Source organism: Noviherbaspirillum suwonense (assembly GCF_900182955.1).
Classification (GTDB): domain Bacteria; phylum Pseudomonadota; class Gammaproteobacteria; order Burkholderiales; family Burkholderiaceae_D; genus Noviherbaspirillum_A; species Noviherbaspirillum_A suwonense.
Window position 1 is genome coordinate 128,639 of the sequence record NZ_FXUL01000012.1, and the last position, 17,157, is coordinate 145,795.

At 62.5% G+C, this 17,157-nt stretch carries 15 protein-coding genes; 9 read left to right on the forward strand and 6 right to left on the reverse strand.

The window, feature by feature from the left end; translation table 11 throughout:
- Positions 1-483 precede the first annotated feature (483 nt).
- Positions 484-1,089: an SCO family protein gene (locus QOL82_RS16060; RefSeq protein WP_283443303.1), complete on the reverse strand. Its 606-nt coding sequence runs from the start codon at positions 1,087-1,089 to the stop codon at positions 484-486.
- A gap of 46 nt (positions 1,090-1,135) precedes the next feature.
- Positions 1,136-3,112 carry a multicopper oxidase family protein gene (locus QOL82_RS16065; RefSeq protein WP_283443304.1) on the reverse strand — a complete coding sequence of 659 codons (1,977 nt, stop codon included), beginning with the start codon at positions 3,110-3,112 and terminating at the stop codon, positions 1,136-1,138.
- Between the two features lie 823 nt (positions 3,113-3,935).
- Between QOL82_RS16065 and QOL82_RS16070 the strand changes: the two genes are divergently transcribed.
- The 6 genes from QOL82_RS16070 to QOL82_RS16095 all read left to right on the forward strand — a co-directional run bounded on the left by QOL82_RS16070 (position 3,936) and on the right by QOL82_RS16095 (position 9,796).
- Positions 3,936-5,219, forward strand: coding sequence for a DUF5666 domain-containing protein (locus tag QOL82_RS16070; RefSeq protein WP_283443305.1), 1,284 nt, complete (start codon positions 3,936-3,938; stop codon positions 5,217-5,219).
- A 169-nt stretch (positions 5,220-5,388) separates the two neighbouring features.
- A complete protein-coding gene (locus QOL82_RS16075) occupies positions 5,389-5,688 on the forward strand; it encodes a hypothetical protein (RefSeq protein WP_283443306.1) in 300 nt (99 codons plus the stop codon).
- A gap of 52 nt (positions 5,689-5,740) precedes the next feature.
- On the forward strand, positions 5,741-6,934 hold the full coding sequence (locus QOL82_RS16080; RefSeq protein WP_283443307.1) for a hypothetical protein: 1,194 nt from the start codon (positions 5,741-5,743) through the stop codon (positions 6,932-6,934).
- Between the two features lie 451 nt (positions 6,935-7,385).
- On the forward strand, positions 7,386-7,607 hold the full coding sequence (locus QOL82_RS16085) for a hypothetical protein (RefSeq protein ID WP_283443308.1): 222 nt from the start codon (positions 7,386-7,388) through the stop codon (positions 7,605-7,607).
- 106 nt (positions 7,608-7,713) lie between these two features.
- On the forward strand, positions 7,714-9,162 hold the full coding sequence (locus QOL82_RS16090) for a sensor histidine kinase (RefSeq protein ID WP_283443309.1): 1,449 nt from the start codon (positions 7,714-7,716) through the stop codon (positions 9,160-9,162).
- Positions 9,155-9,796 (forward strand): response regulator, encoded by a 642-nt coding sequence (locus QOL82_RS16095; RefSeq protein ID WP_283443310.1) that lies wholly within the window; start codon positions 9,155-9,157, stop codon positions 9,794-9,796. The genes QOL82_RS16090 and QOL82_RS16095 overlap by 8 nt, the downstream gene beginning before the upstream one ends.
- 161 nt (positions 9,797-9,957) lie before the next feature.
- On the opposite strand, the gene QOL82_RS16100 is transcribed toward QOL82_RS16095, so the two are convergent.
- Positions 9,958-10,677 (reverse strand): transposase, encoded by a 720-nt coding sequence (locus QOL82_RS16100; protein WP_283443311.1) that lies wholly within the window; start codon positions 10,675-10,677, stop codon positions 9,958-9,960.
- 452 nt (positions 10,678-11,129) lie between these two features.
- Entirely contained in the window at positions 11,130-11,867 is a 738-nt protein-coding gene (locus tag QOL82_RS16105) for an IclR family transcriptional regulator (RefSeq protein WP_283443312.1), read from the reverse strand.
- 191 nt (positions 11,868-12,058) lie between these two features.
- Between QOL82_RS16105 and QOL82_RS16110 the strand changes: the two genes are divergently transcribed.
- From QOL82_RS16110 to QOL82_RS16120, 3 genes are read left to right on the forward strand one after another with little or no spacing between them, the layout of a single operon-like run.
- Positions 12,059-12,994 (forward strand): hydroxymethylglutaryl-CoA lyase, encoded by a 936-nt coding sequence (locus tag QOL82_RS16110; protein ID WP_283443346.1) that lies wholly within the window; start codon positions 12,059-12,061, stop codon positions 12,992-12,994.
- The gene (locus QOL82_RS16115) at positions 12,975-14,165 is read left to right on the forward strand and encodes a CaiB/BaiF CoA transferase family protein (RefSeq protein WP_283443313.1); all 1,191 of its coding nucleotides are present in this window, start codon (positions 12,975-12,977) and stop codon (positions 14,163-14,165) included. Before QOL82_RS16110 ends, QOL82_RS16115 begins: the two co-directional genes overlap by 20 nt.
- A gap of 18 nt (positions 14,166-14,183) precedes the next feature.
- The gene (locus tag QOL82_RS16120; protein ID WP_283443314.1) at positions 14,184-15,170 is read left to right on the forward strand and encodes a Bug family tripartite tricarboxylate transporter substrate binding protein; all 987 of its coding nucleotides are present in this window, start codon (positions 14,184-14,186) and stop codon (positions 15,168-15,170) included.
- A gap of 126 nt (positions 15,171-15,296) precedes the next feature.
- Here the strand turns inward: QOL82_RS16120 and QOL82_RS16125 are convergent, their stop codons facing one another.
- A complete protein-coding gene (locus QOL82_RS16125) occupies positions 15,297-16,253 on the reverse strand; it encodes a D-2-hydroxyacid dehydrogenase family protein (RefSeq protein WP_283443315.1) in 957 nt (318 codons plus the stop codon).
- On the reverse strand, positions 16,250-17,143 hold the full coding sequence (locus QOL82_RS16130; protein ID WP_283443316.1) for an alpha/beta fold hydrolase: 894 nt from the start codon (positions 17,141-17,143) through the stop codon (positions 16,250-16,252). Before QOL82_RS16130 ends, QOL82_RS16125 begins: the two co-directional genes overlap by 4 nt.
- Positions 17,144-17,157 lie beyond the last annotated feature (14 nt).

A 17,157-nucleotide genomic window follows, 5' to 3' on the forward strand; every position in this document is an offset into this window, starting at 1 on the left:
GGCTGAATCGCAGGACGGCTAACCAAAGCGGCTGCAATTGACGGTCGAACACTCATCAATTTCGTGTTCGATGGGCGCGGCTGCGCCAAGGTTGTAGCGGAAGGAAGATCTTCACGGAATGGACACGCAGGGCCTGCAGCGCTTCGCCGGTCCAGGCAACTGATGCGGCTTTCATTACCCGCCATGCCTGTCGGATAACTACAGTGGATTCATCATGGCACAGCAGGTAGGGCTCCGGCCTCCAGAGTGCCTGCCAACGCCCGCCCGGCCTGCTTCGAGGGCTTCAAGAAGAGGTGGACGCCGGCGTGGTCCATCGGGAACAGGCCGTTCGCTCTCGCCTGCCTGGGCTGCCTCCTCAAACACCTTGTAGCCAGGATACCCCGGTGTGCGCGCCTTTCCTTCGCATCCTCCGACCATGCCAACCGCCATGAACACGGAAAAGACGCGATTTTTGCCGCACGCAGCACAAGGGCAAGGGCTCGCCTATAAGGTCAGGATGGACCGGGCGATCTGGCTTGCCGAACTGGCGGCCGGCGACATCGCCCAACGATCGCGCCGTTCATCGCCGAAGCGGATCATCCCCGTGTGCTGCGACAGTTCGGCATCGGCTGCCGGATCGACGTCATAGAAGCCCAGCCGGCGCCGGATCAGGTCCATCTCGGCCGGGTTCCCGGTCAGGAAAGTCCATCCCGGCCCGATATCGTATTGTTTGACATAGTCGCGCAGGGCCGCAGGCGTATCGAATTCCGGGCGCAGCGTCAGCGAGTACATGAATATGTCCCGGCCGACGCGGCCGCCGAGTTTCTGCTGCACCTGGATCAGGTTGGCCGTGGTGGCCGGGCACACGCCGGTACACACCGCGTACATCATGTTGAAGATCACTGTCCTTCCGCGCACGAGGTCGTCGTAGAAACGCACCGTGCGGCCGTCATGCGTCTGGAGGAGCGCATTCGGGAAGTAGCCCTCGCGCGGACCGGCCTTGCGCGCCGCCGGCACCGCCGCGGATAACGAGGGAAGGGTGGCCAGGGACAAGGCGCCCTTGAGGAAATGGCGCTTGGATGGAACCGTCGGGTTTATGCTGTCGTTCATGGCTTGTCTCGCATGGGAAGTGAGGGTAAAGGGCATCCGCTGCGGCTCAAGGCACGACATCCCAGCGCACCATCATTGCGTGGTCCTCATGGACGGTGTTATGGCAATGCATGATGTATTTGCCGACGAAGTCGGTGAAGCGCAAATAGATACGTATTTCCTCGCCTTCGCCGAGCGGATACACATCCTTGCGGCCGCGTTCGTGCTCGGGCGGCTGCCTGCCATTGCGGGACAGGATGCGGCCTTCGGTCGCATGGATATGGATCGGGTGCCACCAGCCGCCCTTGCCCTTCAATACCCAGATTTCGGCGGTGCCGCGCTTGATGATGGCTGCCGGCTTGGTCACGTCGAATAGTTGCCCGTTAACCGACCAGGTACTGTTATTGCGATCGAATTCCCACACCCGCGTCCTGACCGCGTCTTTCGGGTCGAATGGCGGCTGTTCACGCAGCAAGGGTGGAACCTGGCTGACGTCCTCGGTCGGCGGGTTGCTGTCGACATCGAAGCGCAGCAGCTGGGGGCCGCCGCTGCTCAGCGACTCCTTCGGACCGCGGCCATCGGTTTGCAGCAGCCGGTTGACCAGGTAGAGCTTGCTCCCGATCGGGAATTTCGAGAAATCGACGACGATGTCGCCGCGTTCGGCAGGCGAAAGACGCACCTTCTTCATGGTCAGCGGCTTGGCAAGCAGGTTGCCGTCATTGGCGATATAGCTGAACGACTGGTCGCCGCCGGGGCCCGTGAGGAAGAATTCGTAGAAGCGCGACGAACTCCCGTTAAGCAGGCGGAATCGATACTTGCGGCGCTCGACCTTGAAATAAGGCTGTATCTTCCCGTTCACGCAAACCTTGTTGCCCAGGATGCCATCGGTATTGAACTGATCGAACTGCAGGTAGCCGCCGGAATCGAATTTCTTGTCCTGGAACACCAGCGGGATATCGTACTTGCCCACGCCGCTGGGCAGGCGCAGCGCCTTGGGATTGGTATCGTATTCATTCCCGGAGTCGACCTCATCAAACAGCAGGTAGAAACCCGCCAGGCCCTTGTAGACATTGGGCGCGGTGAAATCCATGCGGTGGTCGTGATACCAGAGCGTGCCCAGGGCTTCGCGCGGCTCGCCGTCAGTTTCCGGATATTTGTCATGCTCGGCATAGCAGTTCGGATAATGATGATCCTTGAAGCTGCCGGGCCGGGTCAGGGAAGGGCCAAATTTATCCTTGCTGTACCAGTCGCCGGGAAAGCCGTCGCTTTCCGACGGCGCATGCAGATTATGCAGGTGGGTCGAGATCTCCGGGGAGCCATAGCCGATGTGCGTCGCCGAGGACGGCAGGTGGTTATGGATGCGCACAAGCACCGGCGTGCCGTAACGCGCCACGAAGGTCGGACCGGGAACCGTTCCATCGTAACCCCAGATTTTCTGGGTCGGCAGCTGCGGGTGGAATGAATGATCGGCCTCCCTGACGTAAAGCTCGCAGGCTTTCTTGGGCGATTCCCGCTCCCCGACCCAGAACTGATGCCGGTCGCGGCCGCACTCGCCTTCCACCGGCATCTCGGCGGGTCGCGGCCACAAATCTGCCGGATCCTTCCACTGTTTAATCGCAGGAATAGGCAAGGGCATTGCAAATGGGGTCAACGCCGGCCGCGGCGCCATTCCCGCTTCGTCGAATTCTGCATTCGCGTCTTTTGCGGTTGCGGCTTTATGGCCGAGCAGCGCATAACCTGCTGCTACGCCGGTGCCCAGTTTCAGCAGGGCGCGTCGCGAAAAGTCGCCTTTGAGACTTATCGATTTCAATTCGCCTGGAGCCGTGCTTATCGCAGGATCGATTTCAGCATCCTCGGTTTCCCGTGGTTTTGGAAAGTCCATTAAATCATCTCCTGACAAAAAATAGGGATCATGGAAGCAAACTCTTTTCTGGCGCATTAGGGCGGAAAAACGCCGAATTCGTTTTTCAATGCGCTTTTCGTTTATTCGCATTCCGGAATATATCTTGTGTTGTTCTGTTCCGTGTTTTTTGATTTTTATCAAATTTCGTGGGTCGAAACTTTCAGCGAAAAATGGGTGTGCGACCAGGTGCCAGACTTAAGTCCGTTGTTATTTTTCTGCATTCGTGCTAGTCAAATCCGGGCGCTGATTCCTTTGCGACCAGCCGCGGCAACAATCAGAAATCCGGCATAGAACGCGTAATTTCCAAACGGTTCTATCCTTCAACAGTAGGTTCACGAAAGATTCGTACGCCTGCGATTGCTTGGAAAGAAGGCTGCAGATAGGCCAGTTCTTCGCTTCTTGCATGGTCTCAACGAATACTGTTGTCGACGGTCATTTGACGTTCCCGTTTGAAAATCCTGGATGGTCGATACGGGACATTGCGGGGAGAAAAAGGCTTTAATCAAGCTCGACGATAGGCACATGCGTCGCTTTTTTAAAACACGGAAAAGACTTATCCGGCAAACTTTTATTTTTTTAGCGACAAAGGTCTGAACGCCAATCCGACCATTTGAGCAAAAGAAACTATTTTTATCGGTTTCGCCTCAGATTTGATAAATGTCAAATTTGGCCAATTAGAAAAACCTGATCTTAGATTCACGATTCTTAATTCAACGTTTTCCTGCGAGCCGAAAACAATCTGCAATTAACAGGAAAAAGCCGGCTCCATTAATGACTTTTCTTTCGCACAGTTCGAAGTCGGGGAAGCCGTTTGCCAAAAATTATGGCTCGGGGTGCAAGGAGGCAGAAATAAGAACAGGGACGAAGCATCAATGCTGGCTTGCGTAATGGGCCAGGCGTGCGGATGACGGGCGGCATTGCAGGCTGGCGCGTCGTTCGCCTTAACAAGTTCAAAGGAGGGCACATGAAATCGACGACAAACAACCTTTCCGGTAACCACCCGGCCAGACTCACGATGGCAGCCGCGGTGTGTGCGGCTGTCCTGCTCACCGCATGCGGCGGGGGAGGCGGCGATGGGACCCCGCTTCAAACCACGACGGCGTCGCGCACGAACGAAGCCGAAGCGCCCAGGTCGGCCGACAGCGCGGTGCCTTCCAGCGGCACAACCGCGGCAAGCACGCTGGTCGTCGCCCGTGGACCTGTCAGTGCGTTAGGCGGCCTGGTCGTCAACGGTGTTCACTATGACGACCGGACCGCCGCGGTACGCATCAATGGCCGTGAACGCTTGCTCGACGACCTGAAGCTCGGCATGGTCGTCGAAGTGGAAGCCGAACGCCATGACGCCACGCAGTCACCGGTTGCCCGCTTTGTCCGGGCCAACAGCTTCGCCGAAGGCAGGGTGGATGCGATCGACCTCGTTGCCCGGACCATCAGCGTCATGGGCATCACCATCGCCGTACCGTCCAACACCGTATTCGAAGGCTGGGCCGGGTTGGGAGACGCCTCGTTCAAGGTCGGAGAAGTGGTCGAAGTCAGCGGCCTAGCCAACGGACCGACCGGCGCGGTCGCTACCCGCATCGAGCGGAAGTCCGCCGCTGCCGCCGGCGCACCGGAAGACCTTGCGCTGACCGGCGCGCTTTCACAACTCAACACGGCGCAGAAAACCTTTGTCCTGTCCGGGTCCATCGTGACCTATTCAAATGCCAGGATCGAGAATGTCGGCGCCGGCCTGGCGGAGGGAATGACGGTGCGGGTGGAAGGCGTTCGATCCAGCCCCGGCGTCATCGCGGCCAGCGAAATCAACGGCGGGCAGCGCGCCGCTGTGAGTCTGGAGGGTTACCGCGTCGAGGAAGCGGGTTACGTCACCGACTTCATTACGCCATCCAGCTTCAAGGTGAACGGCATGAGCGTCGACGCCGCCGGCGCCGTCATCACAGGCACGCTTGCCAACAACGTGCGGGTCGAGGTGCGCGGCGTCATGCGCAACGGAGTGCTGGTCGCCTCCCGGGTCGATCGGGACGACGCGAGTAACGGCCGGGCAGGCGGCGAGGAAAGCAAGTTCGAAGGCGTCGTGGCGGCGGTTGGCCGGGGCAGTTTTCAGATGAACGGATTTACCGTGATGTGGGACGCCAATACCCGTTTCGACGATATCGCATCCGATGCAATCAAGCCCGGCAGGAAACTGAAAGTGGAAGCCGTCTGGTCGGGCGCGGAGTACGTTGCCACGAGAATCAAGGGAGAAGATTGACCGCATGGCCGGGCCGCCGGCTTGCGCCGGCTGCCTGCTGTGCAGATGCGCATTCCCTTCATAAATAGGCTGGGAAAAATCCGGGGATGTCGGCATCAATTAACGCCATACAGGAGTGATGATGAATCATCTTAAAGAGGTAATGGATAGTCGCGCCGGGTCGAGATGTTTGAGAGCAGGCGTCGCCTGCCTTGTCCTTGGCGCGCTGGCGGCATGCGGCGGCGGCGGCGAGGGTGACGGCGTTGCCGCAGGCGGAGCGTCCGGCGCCACCATGCTGGCGTCGCGCACCACGGCGGTGGAGCGCACCGACCCGATCGTCCAGTCGGGCCAGTCGGCGACCGTGAAGCTTGCGGGCAGAAAGTGTATCAGGCGCGCCCGCACCGAGGCCGGCGACGGCGCAGCACGCAAGGCCATGCGCCAGAGCGCGCGCAGGGAAGCCTGCGAATCCGAGCGGGAATCGAATGGCTAGCGGTCCGCGGTCCAGATGCAACCATTACTTATTAAAGGTCAGCGAGGTAATCATGTGCCAGATCACACGTAAGCAACTATTTTTCGCCACTGCGCTTGCCGCGAGCAGCGTATCTGCTTATGCAGTCGAGTTTTCGATCGAGGGAAAACTGACCAATTTCTACGATGCCAGCGGCGCACCCGGCGCGTCAGGCGAGAATGTCGCAGCTGTTGAATGCAATGGCTCACGCGTTGCGCTAAAGAGCGTCGATCCCGCCAAAACCGTGTACTCGACCCCGTCAAGCGCCAATGTCGCCAAGGCGGCGTTTTTCAGCACAACCGCTTTCCCCGGTTTCGGCAACGGAAGCGATGTCGCGTTGAAAGGCGGCACCTGCATCATCGAAGGCAACAGCAGCGGCGCCACGTTTATCGCCGACACGTTCTTTGGGGAGCCGGCGGAAAACGTCCTGGTTGGCCCCGTCACCAGCGGGCCGACGGAGCAGTTCTCGATCATGGGGGTGCCCATTATCGTGCTGACCGACGACACGACCCATCTCCAGGATCCCGCGCTGGCCCTTCCTGCCGGCGACCCGAATCGCGACCCCAACACGGGCACGCCCGATCCGATGAGGCGGATCGTTGCGTCGCCCCCGGTGAACCAGTTTGGCTATCCCGTGGTATTGGGGACCGTGCCCAAGGATGACTTGTCAGCTGCCGAGGGTTACCTCGCGGACGGAAAATTCTATGCGTTTGCGATTGAAACGACCGGCGGAGATCCCAGGAAGCCGAAGCCGACAGATCCCGTGCAAGAGCTGCCCGCACCGACGGTGCAACGCGCGACGCTGGAGTTTCGCAGCACGACGGCCTCGCGGATGGAGATCAGGGGAGGATGCGTGATCGGCGATTCGAAGACGCTCGACGTCTCGGGGGCCGCGCCGAACCGCACGCAGGCAATCCGGATCGTGGTGGACAGCACCGCCATTCCGGCCGGCAGTACAGCGCCCGTGACCCGATGGTTCATGCCGAACAATGTCGCGACGAACCAGTCCGACCTCGGAAACCTCGACAAGGTTCCCGAAACGGCAGCGACGAATGCCACATGCACCGAAGACGCCGCCACACCGGGTTCAGGTTCCTACCGCTTCCGCGTCGACAACTATACCTACGGCGGCAACACTGGCCGGGCGGTTCCAGTCAACGTCAAGATCGGGATTCGCGGCAAGGCATACAGCGTGCCGAGCGTCATGGAACGGATCAAGTTTCCGTGACTGATGGCTTCCCGATAAACCTCGTATCCAGTCGCCAGGACCGCGCTGAAACGATACAGCCGGCCTGCCAGCAGATGCCTGGCAGGCCGGTATGTGCCTACAAATAAAAATGCCGTTTGCAATGAACGGATCGAAACACGTCCGGTTATAGGGGTGGTACCGGAGATCTCGCGTTAAACCATGGGGCAACAGTAATCGGCAGCGATGCCACCGTTTTCGAGCAGGATCCTCGCGTTTATTTACAGGTTGTCGAGTGGAAGAAGGCGCGCGTATTGTCGCTCACGGGAAAAGGGCGGGGATTCTGGACAGGTATTCGCATGAATGCGAGGTGCCGGCGTTACGGCATCCATTCATTCCAGGCAGAGAATCCAATTCGATCAATCCCTGTCGCCTGCATGCCAGCGGCTGGCTGCGATCAAGCATTGCACCGCGTTCAGGCGAAAGGAAACAGATGAAGACCAATACGAAACCTGGCCGGAATTCGCGGGCAGGCGCCGAATACCAGGAGGCCATTTTTCTCATGAAACTCAAGAGAAGCTACAAGCTGCAGCTCCAGGCCATCGATGTCGATCTCAGGGGTATCCAGCGCCTATCCCGGAAAGTAGTGTTGCTCGCGCAAAAGGACATTGAACTGATCGACAGCGAGAATAATTCATGGATTAAAGGCGCATAACAGTTGCCAATTGTGCAATTATAGATAGAATAAATGGACTGCATTTTCCAGCGCACGGGGTGCGGCAACGGATTTTCAACGTATCTTTACTCGATAAAACGCAAGAATGAAGATCAAGCCGTTCTCGCAGCAAAGCTTGTGGTGCCAGTTCTTGCTCGCAAGCTTTCCAATCTTTTTGATATCCACCCTGCTGATCGGGACCTGGGTTTCAAAGAAAATTGAAAATAGCGTTGCTTATCGCCTCGGCGGCGTGACCGCGCTCTATGTCGAGAGCTTCATCGGTAATTATCTGCAATCCGCGGCCCGCGGCGGCGATCTGACCGAACAGGACCGGGCAGCGCTTCAATCGATCCTCAAAGGAACGCCCTTAGGGAAAAAAATTGTCGCGTTCAAGGTGTGGAATCGCGAAGGGAAAATTCTCTACAGTCCAAATGCTTCCCTCATCGGAAAGTCTTTTCCAATAGAGGATGGCCTGGCGGAAGCCTATGCGGGCAATATCCATTCGGAGATCAGCCAGTTATCCCACAAGGAGCATGCGACGGAACAGGCACGCTGGGACCGGCTGATCGAGACGTACGTGCCGATCCGCACGCCTGGCGACGAGCGCATCATCGCCGTCGCCGAGTTTTACCAGACCACGGAAGAGCTGTCGCGCGAGGCCAGCATGGCCCAGTTGCAGAGCTGGGTCATCGTCGCCGCAACGTTCCTGGCCATCTACCTGCTGCTGCTGGGACTGGTACGCCAGGGCAGCGACACGATCACGCGGCAGCGAAGCGAACTGGAACGTCAGATCGGGACGCTGATGGAACTGAATGAGCAGAACCAGATGTTGAACGACAGGGTGCGGCGTGCGGCCGCCCGTGCAACCTCGCTCAATGAAAATTTCCTGCGGCGTATTTCCTCGGATTTGCACGACGGTCCCGGCCAGGATCTCGGCTTTGCCCTGATGCAGATAGACACGATCATCGCGCGCTGCATGGCATGTCCAGGCAGGGAACAGGCGCATAACTTCGGCGCCGGGGACTTCCATACCCTGAGCCAGTCGCTCAGGTCGGCAATGGCCGAACTGCGGACTATCTCGGCAGGACTGTGCCTGCCGGACATCACGAACCTGCCGCTTCCGGATGTCGTCGAAAGGGCGGTGCGCGACTATGAAGGCAAGAGCGGAGCGATGGTGAAAGTGGCCGTTTCGCCCGGCATGGACGGGCCGGAATCGGGATCGGAGCCGGAACTGGAACCGGAAAGCATCCTGCCGGTCAAGATCACGCTCTATCGGGTGCTGCAGGAATCGCTGGCCAACGGGTTTCGTCATGCCGGCGGCATCGGCCAGTCCGTGTCCATGGTGCAGGCCGACGGCAGGATCCACTTGCGGGTGAACGACGCCGGGAAGGGATTTTTCCCGCAGGACGACAGGGATGCCAAGCATCTCGGCCTGAAGGGAATGCGGGGCCGCGTCGAGATTTTGGGAGGGACTTTCCAGATAAGCAGTTCGGATAGCGGAACCGTTATCCACGTCACACTTCCTTTAACCGTACCCGGAATGAACTATGCCTGAATCCGTTCGCGTTCTTGTCGTCGACGACCATCCGCTGTTCCGCCAGGGAGTCGTCCAGTCGCTCAATACCGCGCCCGACATCGCGGTGGTCGGTGAGGCCGCATCCGGCGAGGAGGCGTTGAGGCTGGCGACTGAACTGATGCCGGACATCATGCTGCTCGACATGAGCATGCCAGGCTGGAACGGCCTGGAGACGATGCAGAAGGTGTCCATGGTGTGCCCCGCGACCGGGATCGTGATCCTGACGGTCTCGGAGGAAAAGGACATGCTGATGGGGTCCTTCAAGGCCGGCGCCCGTGCGTACGTGCTCAAGGGCGTTGCGGGGCAGGAGCTGGTGCAGGTGGTGCGCGCAGTCGCCGCCGGCGAGGTCTACGTGCCGCCCTCGCTGGCCGCCGAGATCCTGGTTTCCCTCGGGCGTCGCCCGGCGCTGGACCCGTTACAGGAACTGACCGTACGCGAACATGAAATCCTTGCCCTGATCGGCGCGGGCCTGACCAATCGGGCGATTGGCGAGCGCCTGCAACTGTCCGAAAAGACGATCAAGCACTACGTGACCAATATTTTCCAGAAATTACAGGTACGAAGCCGGGTCGAGGCGGCGCTGCTCGCGGTGAAACATGCGGTCCGCAAGTAGCAGGCTTTAACGAGTCGGCATTCCAGTTAAGCAAACGGAACGGCGCTGGGGTGCCAGTTTCGCCCAGCGCCGGAAACCTGCGCTTTCTACCCCAGGGGCCAAGGCGGTTCCCAGTTTTCCGGCTCTTTCCGGTCCTGCCCGCCCCGATGCGGTGAGGACGTTCAGGTGACATCGCAACGATCCTGATTCCGGGGCGCTACCGCGTCGACGATCAGCATCGATAATTTTTGCGCCAGGCCGGTGTGTTCCAGCAGGCCCCTGAACTGAATTAGCGCCGCCTGGTCGGGCAGCACCGTGTATCTCGGGTGTATGCCTATGAAACCGCGGATGACAGGGCAGTGATAGATCTTATCGATGATTTCCTCATCGGATAAGCTGCACCATTGGTGAAGAAAATACAGCCGTATCATGGACAGGAGGCAGACCCGGGGAGTGGACAATGACCATCGTTCATAAACGGGCGTAATCAGGGCTTCAATTTCGCTCCACGGCACTGCCTGGTCGATGCCCGATAAAAACCGCTGGAGGCGGATATTGATCCGCTCCGCATCCATGTCCGTTGCTTGCAGCGCATGCCGGCCCAGCGACAGGATGTTATGCAGATTGCGTGAATGAAAATCGGGCTGGATATTTTGTCCCCTGATCGCCGAATCGTATTCTTGCGAACCTGCGCAGAGCATACTTTCCGTAGCGAGTTGCATATCGGCTTTTGCCAGTTGAAATGCAAGCGGCGCCGAATTCCTGATGTTCCCGATCTGGATATCGATCAGCGCAATCTCGGCGCGTAACCGGTCCCTTTCCATCAGCAACGCGCGGGCTTCCGCATATTCGAGCGTGTTCCTGAGCGCTGCATTCTCTATTGCGTTCTCCACCGTCTCCATGGCCACTGCTCCTGTCTTTGCGAAGGTTTCTGCTGCGTGAGCGGGATAAACGTGCCGGGCCTGAACCGTAAAACTCATCGGTGACATCAGGCCTGCCGGCCATTTAATGTTCGGTACATAAAAAACACGTTACCAAAGGTTTATATTCGGCGACAGGGCCCTTGGTCGGATCGGCAATATTTGCTGCGCCGCATTTTCTTTTTTCCTTGTGTTTTATCAAATGGCGCCGATTGAGATACAAAATCCGGAGGGCAAAAACACGCGTGAGCGCCCGGCAATTGCGGGGAAATGCGTTGCCTGAATATGCTTTTTAACGGTGAAATAAAGATCCGCCAGGAACCGCGGATTGTCCCAACTGGCTATCGACGATTCCTGGCCGGCATGGCCAGCGCCATGCCGGCGCAGATCGTAAGCCCGAACGCGGCCGATCCAGGCATTTGCGCCTGTCCGACCTACAGTCCGCCCAAGCGGGTCGACAGGTCCGCCGCTGCATCGATCACCTGCGCGACATACTCTTCCTTATACCGGTGCACCGGCATCGTCAGCGTGAGCGCGCCTGCAATGCGCTTGTCCCGCCCGAACACGGGGGCCGAAATGCCAGCCACCTCGGCCAGCCGATCTCCCGTCGCCGCGTAATAACCCTGCGCGGCAATCTGCTGGTACAGCGCCCGGTCGACGGCCGGCACATCCGTCAGCAGCGTATCGTCGAACGCGACCAGCACCCGTCCGCCGGAGCCGCGGTAGAGCGGCAATACTTCGCCTGCCCGGACATGGTCGCGGATCGGGTGCGGGGAGTCGACACGGTACAGGCAAAGGCGGGCGCCGCCTTGCCGGACATGGTAAGCCGCACTCTCGCCAGTGTGCTGCACCAGCGCCTGCAGCACCGGCAGCACGATGCGGTCGAGCGAGAAGGACGCGGCATACACCGCGGACAGGCGGGCAATTTCGCTGCCCAGCGCGTAACGGCCGTCGGGAAGCCGCTGGACATAGCCGGCGTGCGCCAGCGAGGCCAGCGAGCGCAGGACGGTGCTCTTGTACAGCTGGCTGCGCTCGGCCAGTTCGGCCAGCGTGAGGGACGCATCGCCTGCGCGGAACGCCGACAGCAGCGACAGGGCCTTGTCGACCGACGCTGCGCCGCTGGGCGCCGCGTTCGCATCGGCAACGGAGTGAAACTGGGCTTTCTTGGGCATGGGCACTGCCTCCTGGACTGCGATGCGCTTGACAGGCGGCCTGCTCGACCGCACACTAAATGCATTATTGGAACGGCATTCTATCCTACGGAACGCTCAGCCTGGACGCGTTTGTTGGATGAGATGACGCTGAACCGTCCGGCTGCTGCGCGCCGGGCCTGAACAAGGAGTCGATTGTGCATCTCCCTTCCGTGGCCGTACCCGCGGTGCTGATCAGCGAAGTCGGTCCCCGCGATGGCTTGCAGTCGGTCAAGACCATCATGTCCACCGCCGACAAGATCCGCTGGATCAACGCGCTGCATGCGTCCGGCATCCGCGAGATCGAAGTCGGCTCCTTCGTGCCCGCATCGTCGCTGCCGCAGCTGGCGGACACCGCCGAGCTGGTCCGCCATGCGCTGACCCTGCCTGGCCTGACCGTCATGGCGCTGGTGCCGAACCTGCGCGGGGCGCAGGCGGCGCTGGCGTCCGGCGTGCACAAGCTGACGATCCCGGTGTCGGCAAGCGAAGCCCATTCGCTGGCCAATGTGCGCAAGTCGCGGGACGAGATGGTGGCCACGGTGCGGGACATCGTCGCGCTGCGCAATGCCCTTGCCCCCGGCGTGAAGATCGAGGCCGGCGTGTCGACGGCGTTCGGCTGCACGATCCAGGGCGCGGTGCCGGAAGACGATGTCATCCGCACCGCAGCCCTCTGCGTCGCCGCGGGCGTCGACGAGTCCGGCTTGTCCGACACCACCGGGTACGCGAACCCGGCCCAGGTCGGCCGCCTGTTCCGCCGCCTGCGGGCCGAGATCGGCGACAAGGCGGGCGCCGCGCACCTGCACAATACCCGCGGCCTCGGGCTGGCCAATTGCCTGGCGGCGTACGAGGCCGGCGTGCGCACGTTCGACGCCTCGCTCGGCGGCCTGGGCGGATGCCCCTACGCGCCGGGCGCATCCGGCAACGTGGTGACCGAAGACCTGGTGTTCATGTTCGAGGCGATGGGCGTGTGTACCGGCATCGATTTGGCGAAACTGCTTGCCGCCCGCGAGCCGTTGAAGGCGGGTCTGCCCGGCGAAGCGCTGTACGGCATGCTGCCCGAAGCCGGATTGCCGAAGGGGTTTGTCCAGGATGCCGTCCATGTCGACTAGCCCGCTCCCGTACGCCGGCATCCGGGTGGTCGAATTCACCCACATGGTCATGGGACCGACCTGCGGCATGGTGCTGGCCGACCTTGGCGCCGACGTCATCAAGATCGAGCCGATCACGGGCGACAACACCCGCGCGCTGCTGGGCTCCGGCGCCGGGTTTTTCCCGATGTTCAACCGGAACAAGAGAAGTATCGCAATCGACCTGCATAGGCCCGAGGGACTGGCGCTGGCGCTTGAGCTGATCGACACGGCCGACATCGTCAGTGAAAACTTCAAGCCGAGCACCATGACGAAACTCGGGCTGGACTATGCCAGCCTGTCGGCGCGCAACGAGCGCCTGATCTACGTCAGCCACAAGGGGTTCCTGCCCGGCCCCTACGACCACCGCACCGCGCTCGACGAGGTCGTGCAGATGATGGGCGGGCTCGCGTACATGACCGGGCGGCCCGGCGACCCGCTGCGCGCCGGCACCAGCGTCAACGACATCATGGGCGGCGTCTTCGGCGCGCTGGGCGCGATGGCGGCGCTGGCGCAGCGCGCGCAGACCGGGCGCGGCCAGGAGGTGCAGAGCGCGCTGTATGAAAACAATGTCTTCCTGGTGGCCCAGCACATGATGCAGTACGCCGTCACCGGCAAGCCGGCCGCCCCGATGCCCAGCCGCATTTCGGCCTGGGCGGTCTACGATGTCTTCAGCGTCAAGGACGGCGAACAGATTTTCCTGGCAGTCGTCACCGACACGCAGTGGGCGCTGTTCTGCGACGCCTTCGGGCTGGCCGAACTGAAAGCCGACCCCCGGCTGGCCACCAACAACCTCCGGGTGGCGGCGCGCGACTGGATGATGCCGGCGCTGCGCACGGAAATGGCCCGCTACGGCGCGGCCGAACTGTCGGCCGTGTTCGAGCGGCATGGCCTGCCGTTTGCGCCAATCACCCGCCCGCACGACCTGCTGGACGATCCGCATCTCAAGGCCACGGGCGGGCTGGCCCCGATCACCTTGCCCGACGGCCGCACGACCCAGACGCCGCTGCTGCCGCTGACGCTGGGCGGCAGGCGGCCCGGCGTGCGCCTGAACCCGCCCGGACTGGGCGAGCACAGCGCAGCGCTCCTGCGCGAACTCGGCTATGGCGACGCCGCCATCGCCGAGCTGCAGCGCCAACAGATTGTCCGTTAACTGACAGGAGAAAACACGATGCCTACACTCGGGCGCAGCCTGACCCTCGGCGCCGTCGCTGCCGGCCTGATGCTCGCGGGCGGCGCCAGCCTTGCCCAGAACGGCGCCTGGCCGAGCCAGCCGGTCCGCTTCATCGTCCCCTATACGCCGGGCGGCGGCACCGACACGGTGACCCGTCATGTCGCGGAAACGATCACGGCAGGCACGAAGTGGGTCATGTTGGTCGACAACAAGCCAGGCGCAAACGGCAACATCGGCATGGACGCGGTGGCCAAGGCCAAGCCCGACGGCTACACCATCGGCATGGGCCAGACATCCAACCTGGCGATCAATCCGGCCCTGACGCCGAGAATGCCGTTCGATGCGGCGCGCGAGCTGGTCCCGGTGGCGCTGGTGGCCGAACTGCCGACCGTCATGGTGGTGCGCGCGGATGCGCCGTGGAAAACGCTGGCCGACGCGATCAAGGCTGCCAAATCCAAGCCCGGCGAGATGAAGCAGGCGCTCGCCGGCACCGGCACCGTGGGCCACCTGGCCGGCGAACTGCTGAACCGCCGCGCCGGCATCCAGGTGCTCAATATCCCGTACAAGGGCGCGTCGCCGGCAATCACGGACCTGATCGGCGGACAGACCGACACGATGTTCGCCACGCCCCAAGCCGTCATCGGCATGATCAAGGGCGGCAAGCTGCGCGCGCTGGCGGTCACCTCGCGCAAGCGGCTGGCCATCCTGCCGGACGTGCCGACCGTGGCCGAATCGGGCTACCCGGATTTCGTGGCGATGGACTGGAAGGCGGTCGTGGCGCCGGCGGGCACACCCGCGGACGTCATCCAGCGGCTCAACGGCGAAGTGGCCAGGGCGCTGACGCAGCCGACGCTGCTGGCCACGCTGGAAGCCGAGGGCAGCGTGCCGATGCGCGCCACGCCGTCGGAGGCGGCCAGCTTTATCCGGGCCGAGCAGGGGAAGTGGGCCAGCCTGATACGGGACGCCGGCATCAAGGGCGAGTAAGCGGCGCTGCCGGCCCGGCATGGCAGCGCCGGCGCTACGCCGCACGGATGGCATGTCCCCGCGAAAGTCCTGTCGCCTGCCTGACGCGGCCGCGTGCAACCGGCGCCTGTCATGCCCCGCGCGCAGCTATCCCGCGTTCACGATATGCTCCGGCCGCCCGGCCGCATAGGCAAGGATCTGGTCGAACACCTTGCCGAAGCCGAATTCATACGCATCGCGCTCGACGTAGCCGAGGTGCGGCGTGCACAGCGCGTTGTCCAGCGCGAGCAGCGGGTCGTCCGGCGGCAGCGGCTCCTGCTCGTAGACATCGACCGCTGCGCGCCCGGGCCGACCTTCCCGCAGCGCCGCGACCAGCGCCCCCGGTTCGATCAGCTCCGCCCGGCTCGTGTTGACGAGCAGCGCGTCCGGCTTCATGCGCGCCAGGTCGTTCGCCGATACGATGCCGCGGGTCTGCGCATTCAGCCGCACGTGCAGCGTCAGCACATCGGCCGCCTCGAACAGCGCGCGCTGGCTGCCGGCCGTGTCGTAACCGTCGGCGCGGGCCTTGTCCAGCGTCGTGGCGCGGCCCCATACAAGAACCCGCATGCCGAAGGCCCGGCCGTAGCCGGCAAGGAGCGCGCCGATCCGGCCGTAACCGAAGATGCCGAGCGTGCGTCCATGCAGCACGTCGCCCATCGTCGTCTGCCAGCGCCCGGCCTTGAGCTGCGCGACTTCCTGCGGGATATGGCGAAACGCGCCGAGGATCAGGCCCCAGGTGAACTCCGCCGTGGCGTACGAGGGCCGCCCGTACTGCCCGGCCGACACCAGCACGCCGTGCCGGCTGCAGGCAGCGAGGTCGATATGCGGCGTCACGCCGTGCTGGCTGATGAGCTTGAGCCGCGGCAGCCGCGCCAGCAGGTCTGCGCCGACCGGCGTGCGTTCCCGGATCAGGACCAGCACTTCGGTCTCGGCAAGGCGCTCGGCCAGCAGGTCGACGTCCTCGACATGGTCATGCCAGACCGTGACTTCGTGGCCTGCCAACTTGCCGAAGCAGTGCAGGAACCGGACGGCATCCTGGTAATCGTCGAGGATGGCAATCTTCATGGAAGCGGCTCGCTAAAGAATTCGGCGGCCAGCGCATTGAAGCGCGCGGCCTGCTCATACTGCAGCCAGTGGCCGCATGCGCCGACCACGCTCACGCGGTCGGGCCCTAGCGCCTTCGTCAGCCACGCGTGACGTTCGACGAGTTCATGCCGCTGGTGCGGGTCGTTCTCGCCGAGCGCCACCTGCACCGGCATGGGCAGCGCCGCCAGCACCGGCCGCAGCTGGACCGCGCGTGACAGCGGCCGCGAGACGAACCGGGCCTGGCGCACGCAGTCTTCCAGCAGGTCGAGCGCGGCCGGCGTGGCGAGCGCCGGATTATGCACCATCAGTTCGCGCAGCGTGATCTCCAGCCCGGCGCGCAAGCCGCTCGCCCGCGCGGCGTCGGCGGCGCGCGCTTGGATCGCCTTGACTTCCGCCGACACGGGCCCCAGTCCCGGCGGATTGACCAGCAGCAGCGCGCGCACCGACGTCGGGTCCAGCCGCGCGATCGTGGCGGCGACCGCGGTACCGAACGAAAACGCGGCAATCCCGGGCGGAACGTTGCGCAGTCCGGGCGGCAGGCCGGCGCACAGGGAGGCAATGGCCTGTGCAACCGGCCGCGCCAGCTGCTCGATGCTGCTGTCGGGCGGCGCGTCGCATGACCCGCCAAAGCCGGGCAGGTCGAGCGCCAGCACCGTATGCCGTTCGGCCAGCGCGGCAATGTTGGCTTCCCAGTGCCGCCAGCTGCCGAAGCCGCCGTGCAGCAGCACCAGCGGCGCGCCGCTGCCGGCCCGCACGTAATGCAGCGGACCCAGCGAGGTGTCGGTCATGCCGTGCACCAGCGCGCCGGCCTCGGGTGGGCAACGCGGGTCTGTCGGCGTGCCGCTCCGTTCCCTGTCTTCGTCCTGCATGGACCCCCGGGAAC

Excerpts from the sequence above, each read along its gene's own strand:
- QOL82_RS16060 (WP_283443303.1), bottom strand. The coding sequence starts at position 1,089 with ATGAACGACAGCATAAACCCGACGGTTCCATCCAAGCGCCATTTCCTC.
- QOL82_RS16070 (WP_283443305.1), top strand. The coding sequence starts at position 3,936 with ATGAAATCGACGACAAACAACCTTTCCGGTAACCACCCGGCCAGACTC.
- QOL82_RS16080 (WP_283443307.1), top strand. The coding sequence starts at position 5,741 with ATGTGCCAGATCACACGTAAGCAACTATTTTTCGCCACTGCGCTTGCC.
- QOL82_RS16085 (WP_283443308.1), top strand. The coding sequence starts at position 7,386 with ATGAAGACCAATACGAAACCTGGCCGGAATTCGCGGGCAGGCGCCGAA.
- QOL82_RS16090 (WP_283443309.1), top strand. The coding sequence starts at position 7,714 with ATGAAGATCAAGCCGTTCTCGCAGCAAAGCTTGTGGTGCCAGTTCTTG.
- QOL82_RS16095 (WP_283443310.1), top strand. The coding sequence starts at position 9,155 with ATGCCTGAATCCGTTCGCGTTCTTGTCGTCGACGACCATCCGCTGTTC.
- QOL82_RS16100 (WP_283443311.1), bottom strand. The coding sequence starts at position 10,677 with ATGGAGACGGTGGAGAACGCAATAGAGAATGCAGCGCTCAGGAACACG.
- QOL82_RS16105 (WP_283443312.1), bottom strand. The coding sequence starts at position 11,867 with ATGCCCAAGAAAGCCCAGTTTCACTCCGTTGCCGATGCGAACGCGGCG.
- QOL82_RS16115 (WP_283443313.1), top strand. The coding sequence starts at position 12,975 with ATGCCGTCCATGTCGACTAGCCCGCTCCCGTACGCCGGCATCCGGGTG.
- QOL82_RS16120 (WP_283443314.1), top strand. The coding sequence starts at position 14,184 with ATGCCTACACTCGGGCGCAGCCTGACCCTCGGCGCCGTCGCTGCCGGC.
- QOL82_RS16125 (WP_283443315.1), bottom strand. The coding sequence starts at position 16,253 with ATGAAGATTGCCATCCTCGACGATTACCAGGATGCCGTCCGGTTCCTG.
- QOL82_RS16130 (WP_283443316.1), bottom strand. The coding sequence starts at position 17,143 with ATGCAGGACGAAGACAGGGAACGGAGCGGCACGCCGACAGACCCGCGT.